At 64.5% G+C, this 25916-nt stretch carries 26 protein-coding genes; 16 read left to right on the top strand and 10 right to left on the bottom strand.

Translation table 11 applies throughout. The annotated features are described in order from the left end of the window. Positions 1-31: 31 nt before the first annotated feature. Entirely contained in the window at positions 32-2227 is a 2196-nt protein-coding gene (locus CH283_RS23400) for a heavy metal translocating P-type ATPase (protein WP_032401336.1), read from the bottom strand. Between the two features lie 956 nt (positions 2228-3183). Beyond that, positions 3184-3435 (bottom strand): hypothetical protein, encoded by a 252-nt coding sequence (locus tag CH283_RS23390; RefSeq protein ID WP_032401334.1) that lies wholly within the window; start codon positions 3433-3435, stop codon positions 3184-3186. A 296-nt stretch (positions 3436-3731) separates the two neighbouring features. On the opposite strand from CH283_RS23390, the gene CH283_RS23385 reads away from it, so the two are divergent. Together CH283_RS23385 and CH283_RS23380 are read left to right on the top strand one after the other, a co-directional pair. After that, positions 3732-5027 carry a prolipoprotein diacylglyceryl transferase family protein gene (locus tag CH283_RS23385; protein WP_230593573.1) on the top strand — a complete coding sequence of 432 codons (1296 nt, stop codon included), beginning with the start codon at positions 3732-3734 and terminating at the stop codon, positions 5025-5027. After that, complete coding sequence (locus tag CH283_RS23380) at positions 5024-5521, top strand: rhodanese-like domain-containing protein (RefSeq protein ID WP_255183311.1); 498 nt, start codon at positions 5024-5026, stop codon at positions 5519-5521. Before CH283_RS23385 ends, CH283_RS23380 begins: the two co-directional genes overlap by 4 nt. Before the next feature lie 671 nt (positions 5522-6192). Here CH283_RS23380 and CH283_RS23375 read toward each other — a convergent pair. The 4 genes from CH283_RS23375 to CH283_RS23360 all read right to left on the bottom strand — a co-directional run bounded on the left by CH283_RS23375 (position 6193) and on the right by CH283_RS23360 (position 9853). Further along, positions 6193-7155, bottom strand: a complete 963-nt coding sequence (locus CH283_RS23375) for a M56 family metallopeptidase (RefSeq protein ID WP_032375712.1) — start codon at positions 7153-7155, stop codon at positions 6193-6195. Beyond that, positions 7152-7508 carry a BlaI/MecI/CopY family transcriptional regulator gene (locus tag CH283_RS23370; RefSeq protein ID WP_032375711.1) on the bottom strand — a complete coding sequence of 119 codons (357 nt, stop codon included), beginning with the start codon at positions 7506-7508 and terminating at the stop codon, positions 7152-7154. Before CH283_RS23370 ends, CH283_RS23375 begins: the two co-directional genes overlap by 4 nt. A 121-nt stretch (positions 7509-7629) precedes the next feature. Next, entirely contained in the window at positions 7630-9129 is a 1500-nt protein-coding gene (locus CH283_RS23365) for a multicopper oxidase family protein (protein WP_032375791.1), read from the bottom strand. Between the two features lie 97 nt (positions 9130-9226). Beyond that, positions 9227-9853 (bottom strand): TlpA family protein disulfide reductase, encoded by a 627-nt coding sequence (locus CH283_RS23360; protein ID WP_032375710.1) that lies wholly within the window; start codon positions 9851-9853, stop codon positions 9227-9229. Positions 9854-10310: 457 nt separating this feature from the next. Here CH283_RS23360 and CH283_RS23355 point away from each other — a divergent pair, with 457 nt between their 5' ends. Further along, a complete protein-coding gene (locus CH283_RS23355) occupies positions 10311-11498 on the top strand; it encodes a M23 family metallopeptidase (protein WP_230593571.1) in 1188 nt (395 codons plus the stop codon). Between the two features lie 201 nt (positions 11499-11699). Here the strand turns inward: CH283_RS23355 and CH283_RS23350 are convergent, their stop codons facing one another. Then, a complete protein-coding gene (locus CH283_RS23350) occupies positions 11700-12485 on the bottom strand; it encodes a M23 family metallopeptidase (RefSeq protein WP_231911468.1) in 786 nt (261 codons plus the stop codon). Positions 12486-12648: 163 nt separating this feature from the next. Then, entirely contained in the window at positions 12649-14247 is a 1599-nt protein-coding gene (gene lnt / locus CH283_RS23345; RefSeq protein WP_080733460.1) for an apolipoprotein N-acyltransferase, read from the bottom strand. Positions 14248-14489: 242 nt separating this feature from the next. Here lnt and CH283_RS23340 point away from each other — a divergent pair, with 242 nt between their 5' ends. The 4 genes from CH283_RS23340 to CH283_RS23325 all read left to right on the top strand — a co-directional run bounded on the left by CH283_RS23340 (position 14490) and on the right by CH283_RS23325 (position 17681). Continuing rightward, positions 14490-14690, top strand: coding sequence for a hypothetical protein (locus CH283_RS23340; protein ID WP_141215005.1), 201 nt, complete (start codon positions 14490-14492; stop codon positions 14688-14690). A gap of 46 nt (positions 14691-14736) precedes the next feature. Then, positions 14737-15156, top strand: coding sequence for a hypothetical protein (locus CH283_RS23335; protein ID WP_230593569.1), 420 nt, complete (start codon positions 14737-14739; stop codon positions 15154-15156). A 108-nt stretch (positions 15157-15264) separates the two neighbouring features. After that, the gene (locus CH283_RS23330) at positions 15265-16395 is read left to right on the top strand and encodes a PLP-dependent cysteine synthase family protein (protein ID WP_032375708.1); all 1131 of its coding nucleotides are present in this window, start codon (positions 15265-15267) and stop codon (positions 16393-16395) included. Then, positions 16392-17681 (top strand): MFS transporter, encoded by a 1290-nt coding sequence (locus tag CH283_RS23325; RefSeq protein WP_032375707.1) that lies wholly within the window; start codon positions 16392-16394, stop codon positions 17679-17681. The genes CH283_RS23330 and CH283_RS23325 overlap by 4 nt, the downstream gene beginning before the upstream one ends. 147 nt (positions 17682-17828) lie before the next feature. On the opposite strand, the gene CH283_RS23320 is transcribed toward CH283_RS23325, so the two are convergent. Then, positions 17829-18068 (bottom strand): DUF4396 domain-containing protein, encoded by a 240-nt coding sequence (locus CH283_RS23320; protein ID WP_032375706.1) that lies wholly within the window; start codon positions 18066-18068, stop codon positions 17829-17831. 403 nt (positions 18069-18471) lie between these two features. Here CH283_RS23320 and CH283_RS23315 point away from each other — a divergent pair, with 403 nt between their 5' ends. From CH283_RS23315 to CH283_RS23295, 6 genes are all read left to right on the top strand, one after another. Beyond that, positions 18472-18675, top strand: a complete 204-nt coding sequence (locus tag CH283_RS23315; protein WP_032375705.1) for a heavy-metal-associated domain-containing protein — start codon at positions 18472-18474, stop codon at positions 18673-18675. Between the two features lie 32 nt (positions 18676-18707). Next, positions 18708-18971, top strand: coding sequence for a hypothetical protein (locus CH283_RS23310; protein WP_032375704.1), 264 nt, complete (start codon positions 18708-18710; stop codon positions 18969-18971). Between the two features lie 29 nt (positions 18972-19000). Next, on the top strand, positions 19001-21265 hold the full coding sequence (locus CH283_RS23305; protein WP_032375703.1) for a heavy metal translocating P-type ATPase: 2265 nt from the start codon (positions 19001-19003) through the stop codon (positions 21263-21265). A gap of 108 nt (positions 21266-21373) precedes the next feature. After that, a complete protein-coding gene (locus CH283_RS28475) occupies positions 21374-21541 on the top strand; it encodes a hypothetical protein (protein WP_155288777.1) in 168 nt (55 codons plus the stop codon). 23 nt (positions 21542-21564) lie between these two features. Further along, positions 21565-21903 carry a metal-sensitive transcriptional regulator gene (locus CH283_RS23300; RefSeq protein WP_032375786.1) on the top strand — a complete coding sequence of 113 codons (339 nt, stop codon included), beginning with the start codon at positions 21565-21567 and terminating at the stop codon, positions 21901-21903. Positions 21904-21989: 86 nt separating this feature from the next. Next, positions 21990-22718, top strand: coding sequence for a TVP38/TMEM64 family protein (locus tag CH283_RS23295; RefSeq protein WP_094639788.1), 729 nt, complete (start codon positions 21990-21992; stop codon positions 22716-22718). A 16-nt stretch (positions 22719-22734) separates the two neighbouring features. Here CH283_RS23295 and CH283_RS23290 read toward each other — a convergent pair whose 3' ends face one another. Beyond that, entirely contained in the window at positions 22735-23238 is a 504-nt protein-coding gene (locus CH283_RS23290; protein WP_176457804.1) for a hypothetical protein, read from the bottom strand. Positions 23239-23639: 401 nt separating this feature from the next. On the opposite strand from CH283_RS23290, the gene CH283_RS23285 reads away from it, so the two are divergent. The 3 genes from CH283_RS23285 to CH283_RS23275 all read left to right on the top strand — a co-directional run bounded on the left by CH283_RS23285 (position 23640) and on the right by CH283_RS23275 (position 25858). Beyond that, entirely contained in the window at positions 23640-24587 is a 948-nt protein-coding gene (locus CH283_RS23285) for an NlpC/P60 family protein (RefSeq protein WP_032375702.1), read from the top strand. Between the two features lie 4 nt (positions 24588-24591). Further along, complete coding sequence (locus CH283_RS29080) at positions 24592-25110, top strand: DUF6153 family protein (RefSeq protein WP_353852273.1); 519 nt, start codon at positions 24592-24594, stop codon at positions 25108-25110. Positions 25111-25306: 196 nt separating this feature from the next. Further along, positions 25307-25858, top strand: a complete 552-nt coding sequence (locus CH283_RS23275; RefSeq protein WP_306436764.1) for a DUF305 domain-containing protein — start codon at positions 25307-25309, stop codon at positions 25856-25858. Positions 25859-25916: the final 58 nt, after the last annotated feature.

Below are 25916 nucleotides of genomic sequence, written 5' to 3'. Positions count from 1 at the left end.
CAGGGCTGCGTTCCCGGTACGAGATCAGCTCTCACAGTGACGGTGTGCGCTGCGACGGAGGGTTGGAACTCCCCTCGTTCACCGCTCCGGTGATGGTGTCGGGTGTGAGGTCGAGTCGACGCAGTAATTGTGCGTTCGCAGCGACGATGATCGTCGACAGCGACATCAGGATCGCGCCGATCGACATCGGCAGCACGAACCCGACCGGCGCGAGCACTCCTGCCGCGAGCGGAACCGAGATGAGGTTGTATCCCGCTGCCCACCAGAGGTTTTGCTTCATCTTTCGGTACGAGGCGCGCGAGAGTTCGATCACCGACAACACCGACCTCGGGTCGTCGCTGGCGAGGATCACTCCGGCCGATGCGATTGCGACGTCGGTGCCGGCCCCGATCGCGATACCGACATCGGCCTGCGCCAGAGCCGGGGCGTCGTTGACTCCGTCGCCGACCATCGCCACCGTACGGCCTTCGCTCTGGAGTTCAGCGACGTTGTGCGACTTGTCTTCCGGTTTCACCCCGGCGAAGTAGCGGTCCACACCGAGCTCGGTGGCGACGGACTTCGCGACGGCGTCGGCATCACCGGTGATCATCACGACCGCGATTCCTCGCGCGTGCAGCGCGTCTACCGCAGTGCGTGACTCGGACCGGATCTCATCGGCGAGCGCGAGGGCACCGATCACGGCCCCGTCGGCGAGGACGTGCAGGATGATCGCCCCGTCCCCGCGCCACCGGTCGGCGACAGCGAGTTCGGATCCGTGTTCCTGCTCGAGCAGTGCCGGCCCGCCGACCTGGATCCGGACGCCGTCGACGTCGGCTGCGACCCCGACGGCGGGGGACGACTGAAAGCCGGCTGCAGCCGGGACCGTCAGGTTCCGCGCGCGTGCGGCCTCGACGATGGCACGGGCGAGTGGATGTTCGGAATCTGCTTCTGCGGCAGCGGCCAGCGCGAGAACGTTGTCGGCGGTGCGCCCGCCGGTCACCTCGACTGCGGTGACGGTGGGTTCACCCTTGGTGAGGGTCCCGGTCTTGTCGAACAGCACGGTGTCCACCGTGCGCATGGTTTCGAGTGCGAGCCGGTCCTTGACCAGAACACCGCCGCGGGCGGCGCGTTCGGTGGCGATGGAGACCACCAGCGGAATCGCCAGTCCGAGTGCGTGCGGGCAGGCGATGACCAGCACGGTGATGGTGCGGATGACGGCGTCGTCGGGCATCCCGACCAGAGTCCACACCGCAGCGGTGATGATCGCGGCACCGAGAGCGAACCAGAACAGCCAGCCAGCGGCGGTGTCCGCGATGCGCTGAGCGCGCGAGGTCGAGTTCTGGGCGTCGGCGACCAAGCGGCCGATGCCGGCGAGGGCGGTGTCCTCCCCTACTGCAGTGACCTGGACGCGCAGACCTGAGTCGGTGGCGACAGTGCCGGCGACGACTTGATCGCCGTCGCTGCGGCGGACGGTGCGTGATTCCCCGGTGATCATCGATTCGTCCATGCTCGCCGATCCGGAGACGATGGTGCCGTCCGCCGGTACGCGGCCGCCGGGGCGGACGACAACGACATCACCGAGCTGCAGCTCGGACGGGGGCACCGGCACCACATCGTCGCCCTCGACGCGTTCGGCGACATCCGGGAGCAACGCCGCCAACGAGTCCAGAGCGGAGGTGGTCTGGGCGAGTGATCTCATCTCGATCCAGTGCCCGAGCAGCATGATCACGATCAGCAGGGCCAGTTCCCACCAGAAGTCGAGCTGATGATCGAGCAGGCCGAGGCTCGCTCCCATCGACGCAATGAATGCGACGGTAATCGCCAGGGCGATGAGCAGCATCATTCCCGGTGCACGGGAACGGATTTCGCTGACTGCTCCGGAGAGGAACGGAGACCCGCCCCAGGCGTACATCACCGTTCCGAACACCGGAGAGACCCAGGCAATCCACGCTGCGTCGGGCAATGAGTAGCCGAGGAGCATCGCGAACATGTTCGAGGCAACGATCACCGGAACGGCAAGGACCAGCATGACCCAGAACAGGCGACGAAACATACCGACGTGATCACCGTGACCGGTGTGCCCGCCGTGCTCTGCGTTGTGCCCGCCGGTGTCGTGGTCCGACTGCGGAGTCGCCTTCTCTGCCCCGTCCGTGTGCATTTCGGGTCCTTCTTCATGCCCGCTGTGCTGCAGTCTGTTCGGCGGATCCGTCCGCGCGGAGTCGACGTCGGAGTGTGTGTGATCGTTCATCGTGCAGTCCTCTCATCCATCGAGTTCGATATCCATTCATCCCATGAACTCGTGGGTTCTGGTTCGGCTGTGTATTCGGCGTCGAGGGCGACAATGATCTGCGCCTGGACGAGCGCGGCTGCACTGGTGACCGTGAATGTCCCTGCCGCCGCCGATAACGCGACAGTGTCCATTCCGATCACGGCGTTGACGTCGTTGCGGACCGACGGCTCACAGTGGCCGTACATCGATACCGGCGTAACTGACAGTGCGTGATGATCATGCGTAGCTTTCGACATCTCGGACAACATATACCCCATAGGGGTATATGTCGATCAAGTCGAACCATACCCCTTCCTGATCTCATTGGGAAGAACCGTCAGGGTGTTGTCAACGCGTGAGCGCCAGTCGGCTGGCCACCAGGTGCACCCGCGGTCGCTGTCATGCTCACGGACGGGCATGGATGTCGATACCGATTCGGTCAAGGGGCGCATGCATCCGCGGCACAGCTGAGCCTTACAGCGACGGGCGTACCTGCACACGCGCGTGGATCATCGGCGTTCGCTGCGATTTCCGTTACGAGTCTTCTCACCGACTGGAGGCAGGGCAGGGCGAATTACGCCGTGTCACGGCGCGCATGGCGAGCCCGCGTGTCGACTCTCGAAGATCGCGGAACTGCTCGTTCGGTCGATCGCTGACGCCGCAGATCGGACGGTGGAGCGATACTGTCTCGTTCACCATGGGGCTGCGGCGACGCCGATGTAGCGTTGAGTAAGTCGTAGATGGGTGTATCACTCACGTTCGGTTCCACTTTCGATCTGATCGTTTCGGTGCGCCTTCGAACGCGCCGACAGTTGCCGCTCACCGGCCCCGGGCGAGCCCTGCCCTACCGGCCAGCCGGCGCGCACCGACATATCCAGTCCGCAAACTCGGTCACATGCGGTGAAAATGCCTGCCCGTCACACCGCAGTTGCTCTTTACCGAGTGTCGGCACGCTTGCGCAGCGCAGCGGTCGCCAATTCTGCGACCGCTGCGCGATAGAAATCTCGATCTATCTCCCCGGCCGCGAATCTACGATCGAGGATTTCCTGCGCGTCCTCCCCCGATTGCGGGCGAGCGGACATCAGCCGAACCGCACCCCAGATCAACAGAGCGATCACGACCAGCCAGAACGCGGCCATTCCTGCCATCATCGTCCATCCGCCACTCATGGTGCCCATATTCATCATTGCTGCTCCTCACTCTCGCACCAGCCACCTGCTGACCTGCGGAGTGTGGTCATCCCGCAGCTCCTACTATAACGCTTAGTAGTTCAGCTACTATCGAGCATAGTAGTTGACTGCTGTCGAGACGCCGTCGCCCGGACAGGCGATGATGGAGGCAACCTGTGGGAAAGAAATCCAGCAAGTCGCGATCGAAAGCGCACAAACGACGAACCACGGCGACACGATCCGGGGGCGGCCCACCGGCTCCCCACCCCGGTGCCATACGTACTGAGCCCCAGCCAAGGCATCCCCTCTCAGCGGTGGCCCCACATTCTGCGGTCAGCGTCGCCGCCGCCGATTATCTTCGAAGCAGGGGCCACTCGCCCGGCAGCGGTGCACTCCATCCCACTGTCGCCCGGGCTTTCGCGCCGGCCTCCACTACCCCACCGCGAGCGTCGGCCCAGGCCGCAGATCCGACGATCGATACTGCAGCGCCGCCGGAGCGCCCACGTGCCCGCACGCCTGAAGCTGTTGCGCCCGCACCGCAGAGTTACGCACCCAAGCGCTCACCAGCCACCAGTTGTACCGATGAGATTTCCCAGGTCGAGCCGCTGGGGCTTGCGGTGACGTACTGGGGTGTCGGCGGGGCCGATGCCGAGCCCAGCCACGACGTGGCGATTCGCTTCACTGGATCGCGGGTGGAAGTCGAGGGCCATGCATCGACCGAGAAGGTCGGTTTCGATCGGACTCTGGTCGTGAAATCACGTCCTGCCGCTGGAGGCCGGTTCGCCGCGACCACCCGTATTCAGGGCATTGCCAGCGGGGAGTGGGAGGTGAGTGCGCGACGCATCGACGGGGGCGCAGACAGTAGCGAACGGCAGCAGAACTCTGTGCTCACCGCGCGCACTGCGCTACTGACATACGGTCCCGCTGTGCGGGTGTGGAGTTGGCCGGCGTTGGTAGCCGCGGGAGCGGTGGTTGCATTGATTGTTCAGGGATTCCTGCTCTCACGCATGGATGCCAATGTTGCTGCTGCTGTTGCAATTTCAGCTCTGAGTTGCATTCTGGGATATATCGGTGCCAAGGTTTGGTACTTGATCTTGCACCGTCGACCGATATCTACTTTCATCCGCGCAGGAGCGTGCATACAAGGCTTCCTCCTCGTTTCGCTCGGCACCTTGGTCATCGGCGGAGCACTCGGGGGTATGGACGTCGGCGCAGTCCTGGATGCAACCACCCCGGGATTGTTTCTCGGCATGGCGATCGGTCGTCCGGGATGCTTCTTGGCGGGCTGCTGTTCGGGGCGTCCGACTCGATCTCGGTGGGGCCTGTTTTCGTCCGATCGCACCCTGGCGACGAGGAGGATTCCGGTTCAGCTCTACGAGGCCGCTGCAGCCCTGTTGATCGCGGGAGTTGCGCTCGCCGCGGTACTTCAGGTCGACCTTCCCGTCGGAGGGCTGGTCTTCCTGGGGAGTATTGCCGCATACACATTGGTCCGGCAAGGCCTGTTTCTGTTTCGAGTGGACGCGCACACTCGTCGAGGCCGACTCACTGTCTCGCTCATCTGCTGCGCGGTCCTCATCGGCGTCCTCGCAGCGTCGCAGGTGCTCTCGTGATCACCGAACGTATTTTTATGCGTGTGCCTTTCGGTGATCACCTCGATGCGATGGCACCGCATTCGGTGTCCCGATCGACGCTCCGTAGTCCGGCATCGATACTGACTGTCCTCGTCCTTGCACTCGCTGGATGTACCGGCGGCGAGGTCTCTGAGCCCAGTGCGTCGATGCCCGTTGCTACGCGGGCGGAACTGCTCGATCCCGCTGACTTCGCCGCCGCGATTGCCGATCCCGGCCGAGTCACGATCAACGTCCATACCCCCGACGAGGGCCAGCTCCCGGGAACCGATTCGAGTCTTCCCTTCGACCAGATCCGACAACAGGCCGCGACGTTGCCGCCCGACCGGACCACACCGCTGGCGATCTACTGCCGTACCGGGACAATGAGCGCCACCGCTGCGAAAGAACTGGCCTCTCTCGGCTATACCGATGTCGTCGAACTACAAGGCGGCATGCTCGCGTGGCGAAACACCGGACGAACCATCGGAGAATGATCACGCACGTTCCGCAGTGCCGACCCCGGAGGTCGAGCACCAGAACCGATCCGGTGAAATCGGATGCCGAGATCGTCTTGTTCGGGGTTTACCAGGTCGGGACCGGACACTTCGCCGATGGTCCCGCTACTGCCGGGAAGTGAACCTATCGGTTTGCCAGCGGGCGCAAACGACGTCGAACGGGCCCCGGCCTGTACCGGCGAATCAGAACCTCGCCCGCTGTCACCCTCAGTGCTACCAGCGCAGGCGTGCCCTCGCCCCAGGTTGCCTTCTCCTCGGCGGTGGTTCGGCTCCGTCGGCCGACTCGCTCACGATCGACAACGTATGGACGTGCTGGCAGCGCGCGATGTCAGGCGAAGAACGAGACGGCCGGTCGTCGGAAGACGCGGGCGGCCCCTACACCGAGGCGTACAAGCGTGAGCGCCGCCGTCAAGGTCGGGGTTGGGTGGTCCCTGATGGCGGGTGTCGTGATCGGTGCGACCCACGTCGTAATTCATCTCGGGCAGCTTCGGTTTCTTCCGAGCGCCGGATGGCAGGATCTCGCGGTCGGCTATCCGATGGCGATGGTCCTCGCGCTCGTCGGTCTCATGATGATCGCTTCCCGCACCCGAAAGCCGAGGGGCGAGTATTGCGGACTCGCTCCCGTGATCTGTAGTGCCGCGCGGGGCATTTCATCCCACCGCGCAGGATGCCAACGTCATGGCCCCCAGCAGGGCCACTACTGGTAACGCAGGCAGGGCAACGGCGGTGCACGCTACGAACGCCCGCGCCCACCGGAGGGGAGCATGCGGGATCACTCGGTCCACGGCGAGACGATCGAGCCGCACAACGGTGGCATCGGAAACCATACCGAGGGCGGGCAGAGGAACAGGGTGCGGGCGCAGCGAAGTCAGAGCGCGCCGCACGGGGTCTCGTCCGTGCGAGCGGGCTGCGCGGGCGTCCGCGTCGAGTTCGACCAGAGCGCGCACGAGCGAAGGTGACGCTCGCATGATCGGTAGCCACGGAAACGCATAGGCCACCGACTCGGCAATGCCTACGAGCAGATGATGCCGGCCATCGATGTGTGCACGTTCGTGTGCGAGGACCGCCTCGACTTCAGCAGGCGTCAACTGCGTACGCAGCCCCTCGCTGGCCACGACCATCGCCGGTCGTCCCGCGACGCTGTACGCGAGAGGACTGTCCAACGGAAGCCACAAGGTCGACGCGGGTTGATTCGAACCGGAAAACCCGACGCCTCCAGCGATGATGCGCAGCAGATCGATGTGCCGCTCGTACACTCGCCGTCGCTCACACACTGCGCGCCTCAGGTGGACGATCCAGCGGACTGCGCCGCAGCCCAACATCGCAATCCCGACAACCCCGACGATGGCCTCGACGCGGGCAGGTATGTCGCCCTGAAGGGCGAGCCAGCATTGGTGTGCGATGTCGACCAGGGTCGTCACGCCCCCATGACTGGGGATCGCACTGAGCACGACCGGTACCGCAATGCTGACCAAGGTGCCCACAACGAGCGCCGACCACGTCAAGAGCGTGACGTGCGCATCGATACCTCTGTCGATCATCGACCTCATCAGCAATGGCGCGGCAGCCGCAACCAACAGCCCACCGAGGGCCCACAGGAGTACGGCAGTCACCTCTGACGCTCTTTCAGACCGCGGGTGAGCACCTTCGATTCGTCATCGGAAGCGCCGCGGGCGAAGTGCAGCAGCACGCTCGTCGGGTCGCCGGTCGATTCGAGAAGTATTCGCAAGGCGTCGGAGGCGGCTTCTTCCCTGCTTCGGGTGGCTTCGTACCAATATGCCCGTCCGTTGCGTTGTCGGTGTACCCAGCCTTTACGGTGCAAATTGTCGAGCACCGTCTGAATCGTGGTGTACGCCGGTTCTCGACCGTCCTCGAGTTGATCGATGACATCACGAACCCGGACTGCGGCGCTGGTATTCCACACCACGTCCATCACCAGAGCTTCGAGCTCTCCCAAACCCTGCATGAGTGCCTCCTAGGCGCGTGTTCACTCTATCCCGTCGAACGAGCCAGCTACGTGATCCTTCGGTAGCGAGCACCCTGGTCCGAGAGGTTTGCATGCCTCGAATACGAATGCGGCCGTAGGCTCACGCCAGGTAGGACACCGATGTCATCATTCCCGCTTCCCCGTGATAGAGGTTGTGGCAGTGCAGAAGCCACTGGCCGGGATTGTCGGTGTCGAAGTCGACTTCGACAGTTTGGTTCGGCAAGACCAGCGAGGTGTCCTTCCGGGGGCCTGATCCGGCACCGTTGACAACCTCGAAGGTGTGTCCGTGCAGATGCATGGGATGAAACATCGTGGTGGCGTTGACGAAGCGAAGTCGTACTCTTTCGCCTTCGCGAACGTCGAGGGGGGTGTGCTGCTCGTACGTCTCACCGTTGAGCGTCCAGGTGTACCCGCCCATCTCCATCCCGAGAGCGATGTCGTACGTGCGATCCGGCTCGCGTGCGGACAAGCGGACCGTATCGAGCGACATCAGTTGATCAGCCATCACCGGGGCTGCAGAGAGTTCGGCAGGCCGGACTGAGGACTGCGGCGCGGCGCCTGGCCCGGTACGCAACACAGCGAACCCGCTCCCGTCCTTACCTTCCGCGGCGGCGACAATCGGAAACGCCCCGTCCTGCAAGGTGATGATTGCGTCGTAACGCTCTCCCATCCCTATCAACAAGCATTGCGCCTGCTCGGGCTGAACCGGAAATCCGTCGCTGTGAGTAACAGTGAGAGGATGCCCCCCCACTGCGAAACGGAAGGCCGTGTCGGCAGCTGCGTTGATGATGCGCAGGCGCAGCCGCTGGCCCGGCCGTCCGCCGAGCACGATGGGGTCGGCGGCGATCTTGCCGTTGATCAGGTAGTACGGGTAGCTCACGTCGCCGGTGTCGCCACCGAGAGGCGACTGGGCGGTGGGCGCGCTCATCGACATGCCGCCCATCGACATGCCCTCGCTGCGCAGCCGTTCGAGTTCTCGATCGGGGTCGCCGGCTACCCCGTCGAGCCAGTCGTCCAGGACCAGGACGGCTTCGAGGTCGTAGTCCGAGCCGTCGGCGGGGTCCTCGACGATCAGCGGTGCATACAGTCCTCTGTCGAGTTGGGTACCGACGTGAGGGTGAAAGAAGTACGTGCCCGCGTCGGGCACGGTGAAGTCGTAGCCGAACGAGTCACCGGAAGCCACAGCCGGCTGAGTCAGGCCCGGCACTCCGTCCATGTCGTTGCGCAAGGCGATTCCGTGCCAATGGATCGTCGTCTCCTGCTCGAGGCGGTTGTCGAGCTGTGCGCGCAACACATCACCTCGGCTCAGGCGAATCTCGGCACCGGGGAGTCTGTCGCCGAAAGTCCAGGTCTGTACCTGCACTCCGCCGAGGTCGATCGTGCTCGACTGAGCTCTCAAGGAAATATCGACTTGTCTGCCGACGGCCGAGCGCCGCGCGTCCTCGGCCTGTCCCACCACATCGGAGTCCGGTCCGACAACTGTCGCTGCGGACGAGCCATTGCCGCATGCCGCCAACACGACGGCACTCGTTCCGGCCGCGCTCAGCGCGAGAAAGTTGCGGCGCGTGAGCGAGAACGCACCTGCCCGCTGCCTGGTCATACACATCTCCCAATTCTGTAGAAGTCCGTCCGCCGGCGGGCGTTCGATCCTCGCCGCGTTGCTGGTGCTGGTGCTCGTGCTCGTGCTCGTGCTGAGATCAGCGCACAAGCGCTGTTACCGCCTCCCGCACCTGACTCGGGTCGTAGAACACCGGCGTCGAGGTGATGCGCTCGATCGTTCCATCGCTCTGGACCAAGAAACTCAGGGGCAGGACAGGGGGCGCGTCAAGTGTCTGCAACGCCGCGTCGGCCTGATCGAACGAGGGATAGTGCACTCCCAGCTCGGTGAGCAGGCTCAATGCCGCATCGGCATCGTCTTGGACGTTGAGACCGACGACCCGAACCGCATCCGGTTCTGCGGCGTACTGGGCCAGAACCGGAATCTCCTGTCTACACGGACCGCACCACGACGCCCAGACATTGAGCAATGTGGGTTGCCCAGCCAGGGAGGTCCCCAGATCGGATAAGTCCGACGTTCCCAAGCATCGTGCGGACGTACCGACGAGCTCGCCAGTTACGGGGGACGGAACCGGCGACGAGGTCGGGCACGGCTCGAGGGCAGCACGGGTAGCGATCACTGCCGACGGGAGATCCTCGTCCTCGACGTGAGGTGCCGATCCTGCGGACCCCACCGACTGGGTCGAGGGATCTCGAGACCACAATGCCAGCGCTCCAACAACTGTCACGATGACGATGATCGCAAGTAGGGACCAGCGTGTCGTCACCCGCTGCACCCTGCACCTCTGTCTCGTTCACCTCGACGATGTCTTCCGGTCTGTCAGCGTCATACTACACGATCTACTATCTTCGATAGTAGCAACGTGGATCCTGCACGCCGTCAACGCTTTCGCGGCCCCTTCACCCTCGGGCCTCACAGTGCCAGCACACAGCTCTCCGGCCGTTCGCCGAAGACGACCGTCCCCATCGAGGCGCACGATGAAGGCCGTCCAGCGACGCCGAGTCCTTCTGGCGCAGAAGATATTACGTACATGAACTTCGGCTCCCGAGAAACAACCCGACGATCGAAATGGGTCGCAGGGTGCGAATGTTACCGATGTAATTCACTGTGACTGATGGTGCTTGTGCGGAAAGGGTGTAATAGTGATGCGGCGTGTCGCCTTGACTCGAAGGCGACCTGAATTACTGCCAGGTATGCAGTTGCCGTCCAGGAGGACCACCGACATGAGACCTCTGCCCTCGTCCTCGTACATGGCGCACCGAACTCGGTGGGGTACTCGCATCCTCGTCGGTACCGCGTTCGTGGGAGGCATCCTCGCGCTGGCACCCACGGCGTCTGCAGCCCCGGACGCCGATCCGGCTGCGCCGCCGCCTGCCTTCCCCGCGCAGGCCCAATCGGACCCGCACGTCCAACAGGAGGTCCTCGATCTCGTCGTCGGCGCACTACGCGAGATTCGCGCCAACGGCGCTCTCGACGACCTGGCCGGCCCACAGAGCCGCATCGTCTCCTGCCTCGTGGGCACGATCGGAGCCACCGATACAGCTGACGGACCAACGGGAGCCCTTTCGCGACTGATCCCCTGTCTCGCGCCGATCGACGACATCGACCCCACAGTTCTCCCCCGACTGGTGTCGTCGATGGACGTCGCCACACTTGCATCCACACTCGCGGCCGCCGAGACTCCCCACGATCCGGCCACCCCGCACACCTCGTCGCGCGGACATGCGGCGGTCCCACCCGGCAGGTCGAACGCCGAGCCCTCGACCGAACAACCGACCGCCCAAGGCACCCAGGACACTCAGGACACTCAGGACACTCAGGACCCCGAGTCGGCCGCCGACCCGTCGACGCCCGAACTGCCCGCGCTCGAACCCGACGCCACTGTGCCTGAAACGTCGGCACCCGGCACGTCATCTGAAACAACGACACCCGAAACCACGACACCCGAGGCGGGCGATCATCCGTCGGCCGCCCCGCAATCCCCTACCGGCACAACAGGGTCGAGCAACGGAAAGTATCGTGCGCCGACAACAGGAACGTTGACCTCGACCTTCGGCGACGGCCGCGCCCATCAAGGAATCGACATCGCCAACTCCACCGGTACACCGATCGTCGCCGTTGCGGACGGCGACGTGATCAGCGCAGGACCGGCCCAGGGCTTCGGACTCTGGGTGCGCATACGCCACGATGACGGCACCGTAACGACCTACGGGCACAACAACGACAACCTCGTGACCGTAGGTCAACGCGTCACTGCTGGTGAAGAAATTGCGACGGTAGGAAACCGGGGTATCTCCACCGGTCCACATCTGCACTTCGAGGTCGACACACCCGCCGGCAACAAGGTCGACCCCAGACTTTGGCTCGCGGAACGCGGAGCCACCATCACCGGTTCGGACCGTGACTCGTAGTCGAGCCTCGACCGCACGGCCCGCCGATGGGAACGAATTCCGCACTGTTGCACTGACTTCGGATGCGTCTCTGCGGTCTCGTTTTCACCATCAGACCTGAACCCTCGGTGCCTCGACATGTTCAGCGGGCGCGCAGTACGATCGCCCGCATTCCGGTAAGTTCGCCGTACCTACTGCGAGCCCGAGAGGTGAAACGGGGGCCTACGACCGAACAGCCGCGTCGGACAGCGCGACACCCCGAGAGGCGAGCCACTCCTGAGGATCGACCTTGCTCCCCGCCGCGTCGACGACCTCGAAATGCAGGTGAGGCCCGGTCGATTGGCCACGATTGCCGACAGTGGCGATCTGCTCACCGGCTTGCACTCGTTGCCCCACGGTCACCAAGGTTTGATCGATGTGCCCGTAGACCGTTGTCGTTCCATCGTCATGCTGAAGACGTACCCAGAGGCCGAAACCGTCTGCAGGACCGGAGTCGAGCACGGTAGCGTCGGCTGCCGCGTAGACGGGAGTTCCGATAGCGTTGGCGATGTCGAGCCCGGTGTGCGTAGTCCCCCATCGTGGACCGAAATCCGAGGTCAGGGTCCCGGCGACCGGACGAACGAACAGTGGTCGCAGCGCCGCTGCATCACGCGCAGCGCTCTCCTCTGCCCTTCGTTGCCCCTTCGCCAACTGCTCGATCGCATCGTTGATATTGGAGATCTCCGGTATGGCGAGGATCTGAGGCAAGTATTCGGCCACCGGGTCCTGCATCGGTGTCGCTTCGTGCACGGGGACTGCCTGCGCCTGGGCGGGACTCGCATATTGGGCACCCGCCGTGACCAGAGCGCCCGCTGCCACCGCAATACCGACAGCGACACTGCCGCGGCGCTCGGTGGCGCGCGCCCGAGCGCGATGCCGCCCTCTCGGCGTCACCGCCACTCCCGGCACGTCACAGTCCGACAACTGTCGACGTCGGTCGGTCATGCGGGTCATACGGTGTTGTGCCACAGCAGAGTCCTCGGTAATCGAATGGAGCGAGGCGTAATCATCGACGTGCGCACCTCACTGATGTATCGAACGGATCACGACGCGATAACGAAAAGATACACGACGAGTGGGGTAATTACTATCATGGTTAGTAGTTCGATGTCCCCCGCAGTGGTTTCGTGCCTCACAGCGCGGTAGCACCGGACGTCGACGGTCGGAGACCATCGGCCGGCGAACGCTGCCTTCTCCATGCGAGAGCACACCCCACGACAGCAAGAACGACCGCGGCGTACTCCGGAAGCGGTCCCAGCTTTGTCGCCCACGTCGATCTCGTTTCCAGGGCAACATCAGCGACCAACGTCTGCGCAGCGAACAAGCCCGAACGATCTGCGACCTTCCCCTGTGGGTCGATGACGGCACTGACCCCACTGGTCGCCGCAACGAGAACAGTCCTGTTGTGCTCGACCGCCCGCAGCCGCGACATCGCCAACTGCTGGTAGGTCATATCGGTGCGCCCGAACGTCGCATTGTTGGTGGGGACCGTGATCAGCTGCGCCCCCGCACGCACGGAGTCGGTGACCAGCTCGTCGAACGCGACCTCGTAACAGGTGGCGACGGCCGTCGGAATTCCGGCGATATCGACGACACCGTCGCCCGACCCGGGAACGAAGTTACCGGCCTGCGAGGCGTAGGAGGACAACCTCGTCATCACAGATCGCATCGGGAGATACTCTCCGAAAGGAACAAGTTTGCGTTTGTCGTGTCGCTCCCCCGGTCCGAGTACCGGATCCCACACGATCGAGGTATTCATCGAGGTGCCGTCGTCGTTACCGAGCACAGCTCCGACCAGAATCGGCACCCCGACCGACCGCGCTGCAGCGTCGATCCCGGCAGTGGCGTCGGCGTTGCGCAGTGGGTCGATATCGGATGCATTCTCCGGCCAGATCACCAGGTCGGGAGCGGGCACCCTGCCGGCGGTGATGTCGTCCCCGAGCTGCATTGTTCGCTCGATGTGATTGTCGAGAACTGCTCGACGTTGCGAGTTGAAGTCCAGACCCGACCGCGGAACGTTGCCTTGAACAACGGCGACCGTCGCACGCGCTGCGCCTGCATCGTCAGCGGGAGTGAGCGCGAAAGCCAGAGCCGGCACGATCACCACAGTGGCCACCGACCCGACTGCGAATCGCGGCGTCGGCGGGCGTACCTGGCGGACCACACTGGCCAGTGCCGCGCCGATCACTGCGACTGCAAAAGATACACCGGGCGCACCGGCGAACGCGGCAAGCGAGAGCAGAGGGCCGTCTGCTTGGGCGAAAGCTAGTTTCCCCCACGGAAATCCCCCGAACGGAATCCGTGCGCGCAGACCTTCGGTGGCGGTCCAGATCGCGGCGATCCACAGCGGTTCGAAGCGCAACCCGGACACTGCGGCCGCTGCAGCGCAGAACAGTGCCACTGCTATCGCTTGGATCGCCGCGAGCGCCAGCCACGGCGGGGCACCGACGTAGACACCCACCCAGGGCAGCAGAGGCAGAAAGAACGCCAATCCCGACAGATACCCGTAGAAGAACGCCGCCCGGATGGAACGGCCGCGGATGACGAGAACAAGAACCCCGACACCCAACGGCGCGAGGAACCACAGCGACCGAGGTGGAAAGCCCGCGTACAACAGCACACCAGCAGATACCGCACACGATGACCTGCCTGCTATCGCGGTGAACACACGGCGACGTCGGGTTCGTCGGTGACGGTTCACTGTTGTTGCGCTGGACTCGATATCGAGCATGCCTGCATGGCTCTTTTCTCATGTACGGCATAGCGCCACCTGACCACCCTCGGTTACTACTATGCACGATAGTAGTAACAGCGGTGAGCCCGGACCGGCTCCCCCGCCGACACCGCGCCTCTGCGACGTCGATGCATACCCCGGGATATCGACCGCGCACCTTCGCTGTGCCCTTTGTCCTTCGCGGTGCCCTTCGTGGCCGGGCATCGACCGGTGCACGGACCACCCTCGGCTCGCACAAGATGCGTGCTGGACCCCGGGATGGAGACTGGCTTCTACCGCGCCGCAGCACGCCGACATATGCGGGTGCATCTGCTCTGGCGGCCATCATGATCACCGCCCCGATCGTCCTGGCCGTGTTCGACGTGACCAGAAACATGTGGTGCCTGCGGGCGGGCGGTGTGACCGCACGATTCGGCGGCGGCACATCAGGGGCACCCTGAATGGGTTTGGGCCAACCCAGTTTCCGGCTGCTACCGTCGAGGCGTTGTGAGAATCTCTGCGCTGGGCCCGCCGCGCCTGCGGACGGTTATCGCAGTCGCCGCTGTCCTGTATTTGTTGGCTCACACCATCGCTCAATGCGGCATCGCCTGGGAACAGGACCATCACAGCGACGGCGTACACATCGTTTCGTCCTCGTCTCAGGCCGCCGCGGAACTCTCCCCCAACCACGCGCACATCGACGACGGATCGCCCCACATGGCGCACGATACGAACACCGTCATCGCAATGCCCCGATCCGACAACCCGCCCCGCCCATCGACCATCGCCGCGGTCGCAGCGATGGCCTTCGCTGTGGTGTTGGTGGCGATGTCTGCCCCGCGCATTTCGCGAGCCCCACCGGATCTACCCATTCCGATCCGGCACGGCCGAACCGTCTTGAACGAACTCTGTATCAACAGGTGCTGATCAGCAGCCCGCGGGCCATCCGAGGACTTCTCCTCTCATGGCCCAGTTCGTGCTGCCCATCACTCACTTACTGCGCTCCTCGCAGATCACATACAGGGACTACTCATCATGAACAGTGCTGTTCGCTCCACACTCGTGCCACCGTCCTCCGCCGGCCACATGTTGGCGACCGCCAAGAACTGCCCGGAACCGAGCACAATGGTCGGCAACACGCCCGTTCTGTGGATCGGTGAACCGTTCGCGGACTCCGGCCGCGGCTTCTGGGCGAAACTCGAAGGCAGCAATCCCGGTGGGATGAAAGACCGCCCCGCGCTGCACATGGTCGAAAAAGCCAAGGCCCGCGGCGACCTCGCTCCCGGCGCGATGATCATCGAATCCACCAGCGGAACCCTCGGCCTGGGTCTGGCCCTGGCCGGGATCACCCATCACCACCCCGTCACCCTCGTCGCCGACCCGGGACTGGAACCGATCGTGCACCGGATGCTCGCCGCGTACGGTGCCCGCGTCGAACTGGTCACCACACCGCACCCCGACGGCGGCTGGCAGCAGGCCCGGCGTGAGAAGGTCCGTGAGCTCCTCGATACACATCCAGGGTCGTGGTGCCCGGATCAGTACACCAACCCGGACAATGTCGAGGCGTACGAGTCGCTCGCTCACGAACTCATCGCCCAGCTCGGACGCGTCGACACCTTGGTTTGCTCGGTGGGCACCGGAGGGCACTCCGCCGGGGTGGCCCGGGTGCTCCGGCAGTTCTGCCCCGACCTGAAACTGGTCGGTGTCGACACCATCGGATCGACGATCTTCGGGCAACCCGCCAGCACTCGGCTCATGCGCGGGTTGGGTTCGAGCATCTATCCCGACAACATCGACTATCCCGCCTTCGACGAGGTGCACTGGGTGGCCCCGCACGAAGCGGTGTGGTCGTGCCGCACCCTGGCGGCGACGCACCACGCCAGCGGCGGCTGGAGCGTCGGGGCCGTCGCCCTCGCGGCCGGCTGGATCGCTCGCACCAGCCCGCCGGAGACCCGGGTCGCGGCCGTCTTCCCCGACGGACCGCAGCGCTACTTCGACACCATCTACAACGACGACTACTGCACCGAGCACGGCCTGCTCGACGTTGACCCGCCGACCGAGCCGACGACCATCGCCCACCCCACCGATGAGACTGTGACGTCGTGGACGCGGTGCGCCACCGTCGTCGATCCCACCGTCGTCGATCCCACCGAGAGCGTTCGATGAAAACTTTTCTGACCAAGTTCCGTAGCTTCGACCGGCCCAGCCAGGTGTTGATGGTCAACCAGTTCTCCATCAACGTCGGTTTCTACATGCTGATGCCGTACCTGGCCGGGTATCTGGCCGGTTCCCTGGGCCTGGCGGCGTGGGCGGTCGGGCTGGTGCTGGGGATGCGGAACTTCTCCCAGCAAGGGATGTTCCTGCTCGGCGGCACCCTCGCCGACCGCCTCGGATACAAACCCCTGATCGTCGCCGGCTGCCTGCTGCGAGTTGCCGGTTTCGTACTGCTCGCGGCCGTGGAATCGCTGCCGGCGATCCTGCTCGCCTCGGCCGCGACCGGGTTCGCCGGTGCGCTGTTCAACCCGGCCGTGCGGGCGTATCTGGCCGCCGACGCAGGGCCACGGCGGGTCGAGGCGTTCGCGGTGTTCAACGTGTTCTATCAGGCCGGGATTCTGCTGGGCCCGTTGATCGGTCTCGCTCTGACCACCCTCGACTTCCGAGTCACCTCACTGGCAGCGGCCGCGATTTTTGCTGTTCTGACGATCGTGCAGATTTGGACGCTCCCCGCGCACCGGGCCGAGACGACCGGGGCCACGACATCGGTACTCGAGGACTGGCGGGTGGTGATGGCCAACCGACCCTTCGTGCTGTTCGCGCTGGCGATGATCGGATCCTACGTGCTTTCGTTCCAGATCTATCTTGCGCTGCCGCTGCAGGCTGCGGTGGTAGTCGGTAACGGCAGGTCCGACACCGCTCTGGTGACCTCGTTGTTCGTGGTCTCCGGCGTGGTCGCGATCGCCGGGCAGTTCCGGATCACGTCCTGGTTGTCCCGCAGGTGGGGTTCGGGGCGAAGCGTGGTGGTCGGTATGGCAATCATGGCGCTGGCGTTCCTCCCGCTGATCGTGCTGCCGAGCCCGGCCGCGCTGGGCGGGTGGGCCGCCGCCGGTGCCCTGGTGTTCACCGCTGCACTGTTGGCGGTCGGCACCGCCGCGGTGTTTCCGTTCGAGATGGACACGGTGGTGACCCTGTCGGGCGGGAAGCTGGTGGCCACCCATTACGGGTTCTACAACACCATCGTCGGGGTCGGCATCCTGCTCGGCAACCTGGGTACAGGAGCCGTCTTCGGGCTTCTCAGCGACGCGCATCTGGGTGCACTGATCTGGGCGATACTGACCCTGGTCGGGGCGGCATCTGTGGCCGCTCTCTATGCGCTCGATCGATCCGACCGGCTCACCCCACCCCCCACCGAGACCACGGTGACCGAAAGCGGCGAGGTACCGGCCACCGGCTAGCGGCAGTGCACGCCGAGAAGTGGCCTGCATTGCCCACACCCGAGACCTCGACGATGATTGCCGAACACGAGGGTATCGACGCGGCACCGTTCACGACTATCCACCGACCGGTGGCCCGCATTCACACGAATGCGGGCCACCCACACCTCAGGCGGGGGTACTGCGGTGACGTTGGAGGCGACGGACGACGGGGTAACCCGTGACCACCCCGAGGACGATACCGATTTGCATGAGCATCCAGAACGCAGCATCGGTGGCCGGTGGCATGGTCTCGGTGTAGTACAGCAGCAGCATCCAACCACCCATCCCGAGGTCGAACGCCAGTACGGTCAACGCAGCGACGCCGACCGCAGCCAGGACAGAACGCCGAATGGATTGCCTGCGCACCGACTACCGGTGTGATGGCCGAACGCTCGTATACGAAGAGCATGATCGTGGCCAGTATGGCGATGACGATGATCATCACCCAAAGAACACTCTGTCCGCACGAGATTCGACGTCGGCAAGGACGGAAGCGACATCATCGAGAAGATTGTGGGCATCTCTGCGCGCGCGTAATCCGCGTTCGTAGTAGCCGGAGTCGAGGACGCCCGCCGATGCAGGCTCTGGTGCGACGTTCGATTCTGGGTGCCGCTCCCGCATCCGAGGGCGGTGTTCCGGTCAGTGCCCAGGGTCATGCCGTAGCACCGGTGCGGCACATCTCGTTGCATACCGTAGGGGGGTATGGTAAATCTGTAAGTGGGTCGCGACGACCTCGATCACATTCCGAATCGAAGAAAGAAGGGCATCGATGAACACCACCGTCACCGTCACCGGAATGACCTGCGGGCACTGCGTCTCCTCGGTCCGAGAGGAGATCAGCGGCATCCCCGGTGTGACCGCCGTGAATGTCGACCTCGCGAGCGGCCGAGTCGATATCGACTCGGACACCCCGATCGAGCAGACGGCCATCGCCCACGCAGTCGACGAGGCCGGCTACCAGCTCGCCTCCTGATCGACACCAGACCCGGACAGGAGATTCGCACGATGAACGCATCATCGAAGTTCGTCGGATTCACCATCGCCCTAGCCGCGGTCTTCGGGCTCGCCTTCGGAGCCGGGGACGCCTTCGGCCCCGAAGGTGCCGCACCACCCGACACACACGACACCTCGACTCACGACGCCGCCGCGGTGTCCACTGCGGGCGGGCCCGTCGCCAATCAGAGACCTGGAGGATTGATGGTCACCGACAGCAGATACGCCGCGGTGCCCGCCGCCTCGGAGCCGATGCCCGCCGGGCACGGACACTGACACACCACCACACCCCGAGAGGAGCGACGATGAATCCCGTCACGCACCACCCCACCGCCGACGGCCGGGTCGAACTCGACATCAGTGGTATGACCTGCGCCTCCTGCGCGAACCGGATCGAGAAAAAGCTCAACAAGCTCGACGGTGTCACCGCGACGGTGAACTACGCCACCGAAAAAGCACGCGTCGACTACGTCGGTGATGTCTCGACCGAGGATCTCGTGGGCACCGTCGAGCAGGCCGGCTACACCGCCACGGTCCCCGCGCCCGCCGCCTCCTCCACCGACCCCGACGCGGCCGGGCCAGCCGAGATCGACCCCACCGCCTCGCTGCGCCAACGCCTGCTCATATCGCTGGTGCTCAGCGTGCCGGTGATCGCGATGGCCATGGTTCCGGTACTGCAGTTCACCAACTGGCAGTGGCTTTCCCTGACCCTCGCCGCACCCGTGGTGGTGTGGGGGGCATGGCCGTTCCACAAGGCCGCCTTCACCAATCTGCGGCACGCCACCTCAACGATGGACACCCTGATCTCGATGGGCACCATCGCAGCACTGGGGTGGTCGTTGTATGCCCTGTTCTGGGGCACCGCCGGAACGGCCGGCATGACACACCCGTTCGAGCTGACCATCTCCCGCTCCGACGGGGCCGGCAACATCTACCTCGAGGCCGCAGCCGGAGTCACCACCTTCATCCTCGCCGGCCGCTACTTCGAAGCACGCTCCAAGCGACGCGCCGGTGCCGCCCTGCGTGCCCTGCTCGAGCTCGGTGCCAAGGAAGTCTCCGTCCTGCGCGAGGGTGTCGAACAGCGCATCCCCACCGATCAACTCATCGTCGGTGACGAGTTCGTCGTCCGCCCCGGGGAGAAGATCGCCACCGACGGCGTGGTCGCCGACGGCTCTTCCGCGGTCGACAATTCGATGTTGACCGGCGAATCCGTGCCCGTCGAGGTAGGACCCGATGATCTGGTCGTCGGCGCGACGGTCAACGTCGGTGGCCGAATCGTGGTCCGGGCGACCCGCATCGGCTCGGACACCCAGCTCGCACAGATGGCGAAACTCGTCGAAGACGCTCAGACCGGTAAAGCCCAAGCTCAGCGTCTGGCCGACAAGATCTCCGGAGTCTTCGTCCCGATCGTGATCGCCCTTGCCGCGGCGACACTCGGCTTCTGGATCGGCACCGGCGGTGGGATCGCGGCCGCGTTCACCGCAGCCGTCGCCGTCCTGATCATCGCCTGCCCGTGTGCCCTCGGCCTGGCCACCCCGACCGCGCTGATGGTCGGCACCGGCCGCGGCGCTCAGCTCGGCATCCTGATCAAGGGTCCCGAAGTGCTCGAATCGACCCGCCGTGTCGACACCGTGGTACTCGACAAGACCGGCACCGTCACCACCGGCAAGATGACTCTGCTCGACGTGATCACCGCCGACGGCGAGGACACCGCGCAGGTGCTGCGCCTGGCCGGTGCACTCGAAGATTCGTCCGAGCACCCCATCGCCCAGGCCATCGCCAAAGGTGCCCGCGAGAAGGTCGGAGCCCTGCCACCGGTGGAGCAGTTTATAAATATCGAAGGCCTCGGGGTGCAGGGCATAGTCGACGACCACGCAATGATCGTCGGACGGGCCCGCCTCCTCGCCGACCGGGCGCAGCAGCTGCCGGACGAACTCGAAAGTGCGATGCGTGCAGCCGAATCCGAGGGCAAGACCGCCGTCGCAGTCGGTTGGGACGGTCGGGCTCGCGGAGTACTGGTCGTCGCCGACGCGGTCAAACCCACCTCCGCCGAGGCGATCGAGCAGCTGCGGGGCCTGGGTTTGACGCCGATCATGCTCACCGGCGACAACGCAGCCGCCGCGCGTGCCATCGCCGACCAGGTCGGCATCCACGAAGTGATCGCGGAGGTGCTGCCCGCAGACAAGGTGGACGTCGTCAAAAGGCTGCAGGAGCAGGGCAAGGTAGTGGCGATGGTCGGCGACGGCGTGAACGACGCCGCCGCGTTGGCGCAGGCCGACCTCGGTCTGGCGATGGGCACCGGTACCGACGTTGCGATCGAAGCCAGCGATCTGACGTTGGTGCGCGGTGATCTGCGCGCAGCAGCGGATGCTATCCGCCTGTCCCGCCGAACGTTGGGCACCATCAAGGGCAACTTGTTCTGGGCGTTCGCCTACAACGTGGCCGCCCTCCCCTTGGCTGCGGCCGGGCTGCTCAATCCGATGCTGGCCGGTGCAGCGATGGCGTTCTCGTCGGTGTTCGTGGTCAGCAACAGCTTGCGGTTGCGCCGGTTCAAGTCCCTCACCGGATAACCGCGCGGGTAGAACAAGCACCCAAAAGGCTGGGGTGGGCGTGGCATGCAGGCGCGCCACCCCACCCCACCGCTACAACCCCGATGCAGCCTACGAAAGGAGAGGGCCATGTCCTTCGTGACAACGACCTTGGTGCAGATCACCCGGCACCCGGCGACCCGAGCGGTGGCCCGCTGCGCGGTGATGTGCGCTGCGGCGGCGGCCCAGCGACGACTCGACGGACCGACCCTCTCGCGCCATACCCCGGGCGGGCATAATCGAGGATGCTCGGCATGACACTCGGATTCCAGGAGGACACCATGGCCACTCCCGCGGCCGCGCAGGCACCCGCCGAGACCGACGGCCATGATCACGCCGCGCACGGCTACATCACCGAAAAGGACGCCTACCTCAAACGCCTCAAGCGCATCGAAGGCCAGGCCCGAGGACTGCAGCGCATGGTCGAGGAAGACAAGTACTGCATCGACATCCTCACCCAGGTCTCGGCGATGACCAAAGCCTTGCAGGCGGTGGCCATGGGCCTGCTCGAAGCTCACATCAGCCACTGCGTGGTCGACGCCGCCATCGCCGGCGGTCCCCAAGCCGACGCGAAGATCAAAGAGGCCACCGACGCGATCTCACGGCTCGTCCGCTCCTGAGCACCGGCAGTGCGAAGCCATTCCTCGCCGTCCACTCCCGCGTGCTTGTCGGAAACCTCGGCGAGGCGGCGCAGGCAGAGACCGTCATGACCGAAACCGTATCGGCGATTCTGCGCGATCGCCGAGTCCTCGCCACCGTGGCAGCGCTGGCAATACTGGCAGTGGCTGCCGCCCTCGTACCCCGCCCGTCGATCATTGTGGTGCGCGAGTGGGCGGAGTCGATGGGCCCGTCGTTCGTGGTGGTGTTCTTTCTGACCCAGGCGGTGTTGACGATTGCCCCGGTACCGCGCACGGTGTTCACCCTCAGCGCCGGACTGTTGTTCGGTCCCGCCACCGGGGTCGCCGTCACGATCGCCGCCACAACTGTCAGCGCTGTGCTGGCGTTGCTGCTGGTGCGCGCGCTCGGGCGCACCGCGGTGCAGGAGCGGCTGACGAATCCTGCGGTCAAGTCCATCGATGCCCGGTTGGCTCGGCGGGGGTGGCTGGCCGTCGGGTCCTTACGGCTCATTGCCCCGGCACCGTTCGCCCTGGTCAACTACTGCTCCGGACTCTCCGCGGTGCGCCTGCTGCCCTACACGACGGCCACTGTCGTGGGGATTCTGCCCGGTACGATCACCGCGGTGCTGTTCGGGGACGCTTTGACCGGGCGAACGAATCCGGCATTGATAGTGGTGACGTCGGCCTGCGTGGCCGCCGGGGTGGCAGGATTGCTGGCCGACGCCCGCCTGCCGGTGTCGCAGGCACAGCCCAACACCGCAGATGGCGCATCGAGAAGCGGTCGCCTTCGTCGTCTGTTGCTGCCGGACCGCGGATAGGACGTGGCGAGAAATCCTACAATTTTGCTGCGCCTGCACCGCCAAAGCCAGCGGAGTTGCCGAACTCCTGACCTACGCGAGAAGTAGGGCACGCGCGTTCCCCGCGGATTCGCAGTCGAAGAGCCCACACCATCACCCCCACCGACATCACTCCGATTACGGGCTGCACGGGTGCCCATAGATCCAGAGCACCGCTCACCCCGACCGCCACCACTACCAGTTTGTTGCATATCGGACATCCGACTGCCAACAACGACAACGCATTCGCACTGACCCCTACACGGGAAGAAACCGACGACGCCAGCCCAGTGCTCACGTATGTCGCAAGAATGAGGCCACTGAGAACTGCGGTGGCAATCCACACCGGATAGTTCCACCACAACACCGGGGTCATTCGAACGTAGAACGCAGTGTGGATGATCCCGGTGGGGATCGCCACGACCAGCGCGGCCACCGTCGCGCCCAGTAACGCGGCCACCCAACGCCGCGCCGGCCAGTCACGCATCGTCACAGTCGTCATCCCTCTCCCGGTCAGCGGATACCACCCCACCATCTACTATGAATGATAGTAGTTTGCAGGTGCGGTGAGTCGGCGTCAATCGACGCCGACTCGCCGCCCATACGGCACAGGCGTCGAGCGTCGACGCGAGCCTCAGCCGACCGTGAGGAACCGTCTACGACTGCCGATACCCGACAATGGTGACCGGCGAGGCCGGACACAGTCCCATGCGGCTCTCGCCGCGCTCCGTTTCCTTCGCTGGTGACGCAGGGAACCCACACCGACCCCAGAGGATTTCTTCTGTGCATTCTTTTTCAGGCCCGACGCGGCGTGTCCGCGCTACCCTGATCGCCTCGATCATCGTTGTTGCCGCGGCATTTTCGGTAAATGCTCCAGCTTCGGCGGACCCTGCTGCACCCCCGGTGAACGCATCCGAAGCCGTACGACAACTCGCTGAACTCAATGCGACCGCCTTCACTCTCACCGAGAGCATGTACGCCGCGCAGGACACCCTCGATCGTCGCCGCGGCGAACTGAGTACCGCAGTTCAATTCGCCCACGAGACCTCGGCGGCGGCTCGGGAAGCCGAAGTGGCCGCATCTGCCAACCGTCGAGCACTGGCCACAGCTGTCGACGCCGCGTACAAAGGTGTACCGCAATCCCCTCTCGGGGCCGTTCTGGTCGCGGACAGCCCACAGCAACTACTCGATCAGATGGTGTTGTTGGACCGGATCCTCGCCGATCGAGCCGCTGCACTCGCCGACTCGACACAGATCGACGACGAAGCGCGAGACCAGCTCGAACAAGCCCGGCAAGCACAGGCGTCCGCTGCGGTAGCCGAGGCGGACGCCGCACGTACACAACGCGACCTCGAGCAACGCCAGACCGACCTGGCCGATCAGATCGCCAAAATCACCGACCAATTCGCCGCCCTCACCGATGCGGATCGAGCTGCCATCGTCAGCCCCGGCACCACGAATCCTTCCGAGCTACCCGCCGCCGTCTCGGCTGCGAGTGGAACATCAGCGGAGGCGATGCGCATCGCCCTCGACCAACTCGGCAAACCCTATTCCTGGGGAGCTACCGGGCCGGGGTCCTTCGATTGCTCCGGACTGATCTACTTCGCCTACAAACAACTGGGACTGACCGTTCCACGCGTGGCCGCAGACCAAGCACGAGCGGGCACACCTGTCTCCCGCGAATCAGTGCAACCGGGTGACTTCATCTCTCTCTACTCACCGATCGGACACATCGGGATCTACATCGGCGACGGGAAATACGTCAACGCCCCCACCGGCGGCGACGTCGTCAAAGTCGCGCCCGTTCCCTGGGATGAAGTGACCGCAATCAACCGGCCCATCGCCACCTGATTCGATGTCCACGGTCCGGACGCCGCGACTGCGAGGAGACCGGATGCCCGTGTGGCAGACCGGTAAGATCGAACCGGTGAGGACTTCAGCCACGGAACCTATGAACCAGAAGTGGCTCCTAGGTGCTGTTTGCGCTTCGATAGTGCTGTTCGGAGTCCTTCTCATGCATTCTGCGCCGATGTCGTTCGCAACGGCGACGAGTATCGGCGAACACTCGATGACCTCGACGGTGAGCGCTCCACCTGCCGTCGACGAGCATTCGGGAGCATCATCTGCGACAGCATCGGAGAGTGGTTCCGCAGCACACTGCGGGAACGGCTGTGGCGATCACAGCTCGGTCATGCATCTGTGTCTGGCTATCATCGGTGCTGTCGCGGCGTTGGCCGTCTTACGGGCAATCGTTGTGGGCTTCGCCGGTTCTCTCGTCCACGCTGCGCGGCTGTCGGCAGTTCGTCGTCGAACCGGGCACCCGCCGCCCTGGACCATTTTCACTCTCTCCGAATTGTCTGTGCTTCGGATCTGACAGGTGACTCACCGTTGTGTGAGACACAGATGTCGACGGGTCAGTGTGCCTGTCGATCCGAACCACCCCACCATAATTTCAGGAGTTTGTTATGCGTTCGAATCGATCTACCCGTTTCACGATCGCGATAACGGCGGCTTCCGCTGTCGCCGCCGCAGTTCTCGCTGGCTGCAGCAGTAACGACGGCGAAATGAACATGCCCGGCATGTCGAGCAGCGATACACCGGCCTCGTCGTCCTCCGAGAATTCCGCCGAAGCATCGGCCGAATTCAACGATGCCGATGTCACGTTCGTCGAAGGGATGTACCCCCACCATGCACAAGCGGTGGAGATGGCTTCACTTGTCGACGGCCGAACCGAGAATGCTCAGGTCATCGAGCTGGCCCAGGCCATCGAAGCAGCTCAAGCACCGGAGATGGAGCAGATGAATGCCCTGCTCACCGCATGGGGACAGCCCGCAGCGTCCGCCGACATGGGCGGAATGGACATGGGCGGTATGGACATGGGGAGCGGTGGCATGACCGGCATGATGAGCCAGGAAGACATGGACATGTTGTCGGCCGCTAACGGAGCGGAGTTCGACTCCATGTGGCTCACCATGATGATCGAGCACCACAAGGGGGCAATCGAGATGGCTCAGATCGAGTTGGCCGACGGCTCCAATGCTGATGCCAAGGAGCTTGCCTCCACAATCATCGATGCGCAGCAGAGCGAAATCTCCACAATGGAAAGTTTGCTCGCCCAGTAACTCTCAATTCTGGGAACTATCAACCGTAGGGCGGGGCTCGGCTAATACCGAGCCCCGC

Origin of the sequence: Rhodococcus sp. 05-2254-2, from assembly GCF_002259095.1 — a bacterium.
Taxonomy (GTDB): Bacteria; Actinomycetota; Actinomycetes; order Mycobacteriales; family Mycobacteriaceae; genus Rhodococcoides.
Note: the sequence above shows the minus strand (reverse complement) of the source record. Positions and strands in the feature narration are given on the sequence as shown.

Coding starts and splice junctions, on each gene's coding strand:
- CH283_RS23315 (WP_032375705.1), top strand. CDS start 18,472: ATGAACACCACCGTCACCGTCACCGGAATGACCTGCGGGCACTGCGTC.
- CH283_RS23290 (WP_176457804.1), bottom strand. CDS start 23,238: ATGACGACTGTGACGATGCGTGACTGGCCGGCGCGGCGTTGGGTGGCC.
- CH283_RS28475 (WP_155288777.1), top strand. CDS start 21,374: ATGTCCTTCGTGACAACGACCTTGGTGCAGATCACCCGGCACCCGGCG.
- CH283_RS23330 (WP_032375708.1), top strand. CDS start 15,265: ATGAACAGTGCTGTTCGCTCCACACTCGTGCCACCGTCCTCCGCCGGC.
- lnt (WP_080733460.1), bottom strand. CDS start 14,247: ATGCTCGATATCGAGTCCAGCGCAACAACAGTGAACCGTCACCGACGA.
- CH283_RS23340 (WP_141215005.1), top strand. CDS start 14,490: ATGCGTGCTGGACCCCGGGATGGAGACTGGCTTCTACCGCGCCGCAGC.
- CH283_RS23325 (WP_032375707.1), top strand. CDS start 16,392: ATGAAAACTTTTCTGACCAAGTTCCGTAGCTTCGACCGGCCCAGCCAG.
- CH283_RS23365 (WP_032375791.1), bottom strand. CDS start 9,129: ATGACCAGGCAGCGGGCAGGTGCGTTCTCGCTCACGCGCCGCAACTTT.
- CH283_RS23310 (WP_032375704.1), top strand. CDS start 18,708: ATGAACGCATCATCGAAGTTCGTCGGATTCACCATCGCCCTAGCCGCG.
- CH283_RS23300 (WP_032375786.1), top strand. CDS start 21,565: ATGGCCACTCCCGCGGCCGCGCAGGCACCCGCCGAGACCGACGGCCAT.
- CH283_RS23275 (WP_306436764.1), top strand. CDS start 25,307: ATGCCCGGCATGTCGAGCAGCGATACACCGGCCTCGTCGTCCTCCGAG.
- CH283_RS23390 (WP_032401334.1), bottom strand. CDS start 3,435: ATGATGAATATGGGCACCATGAGTGGCGGATGGACGATGATGGCAGGA.
- CH283_RS23295 (WP_094639788.1), top strand. CDS start 21,990: ATGACCGAAACCGTATCGGCGATTCTGCGCGATCGCCGAGTCCTCGCC.
- CH283_RS23305 (WP_032375703.1), top strand. CDS start 19,001: ATGAATCCCGTCACGCACCACCCCACCGCCGACGGCCGGGTCGAACTC.
- CH283_RS23400 (WP_032401336.1), bottom strand. CDS start 2,227: ATGAACGATCACACACACTCCGACGTCGACTCCGCGCGGACGGATCCG.
- CH283_RS23355 (WP_230593571.1), top strand. CDS start 10,311: ATGAGACCTCTGCCCTCGTCCTCGTACATGGCGCACCGAACTCGGTGG.
- CH283_RS29080 (WP_353852273.1), top strand. CDS start 24,592: ATGTCCACGGTCCGGACGCCGCGACTGCGAGGAGACCGGATGCCCGTG.
- CH283_RS23370 (WP_032375711.1), bottom strand. CDS start 7,508: ATGCAGGGTTTGGGAGAGCTCGAAGCTCTGGTGATGGACGTGGTGTGG.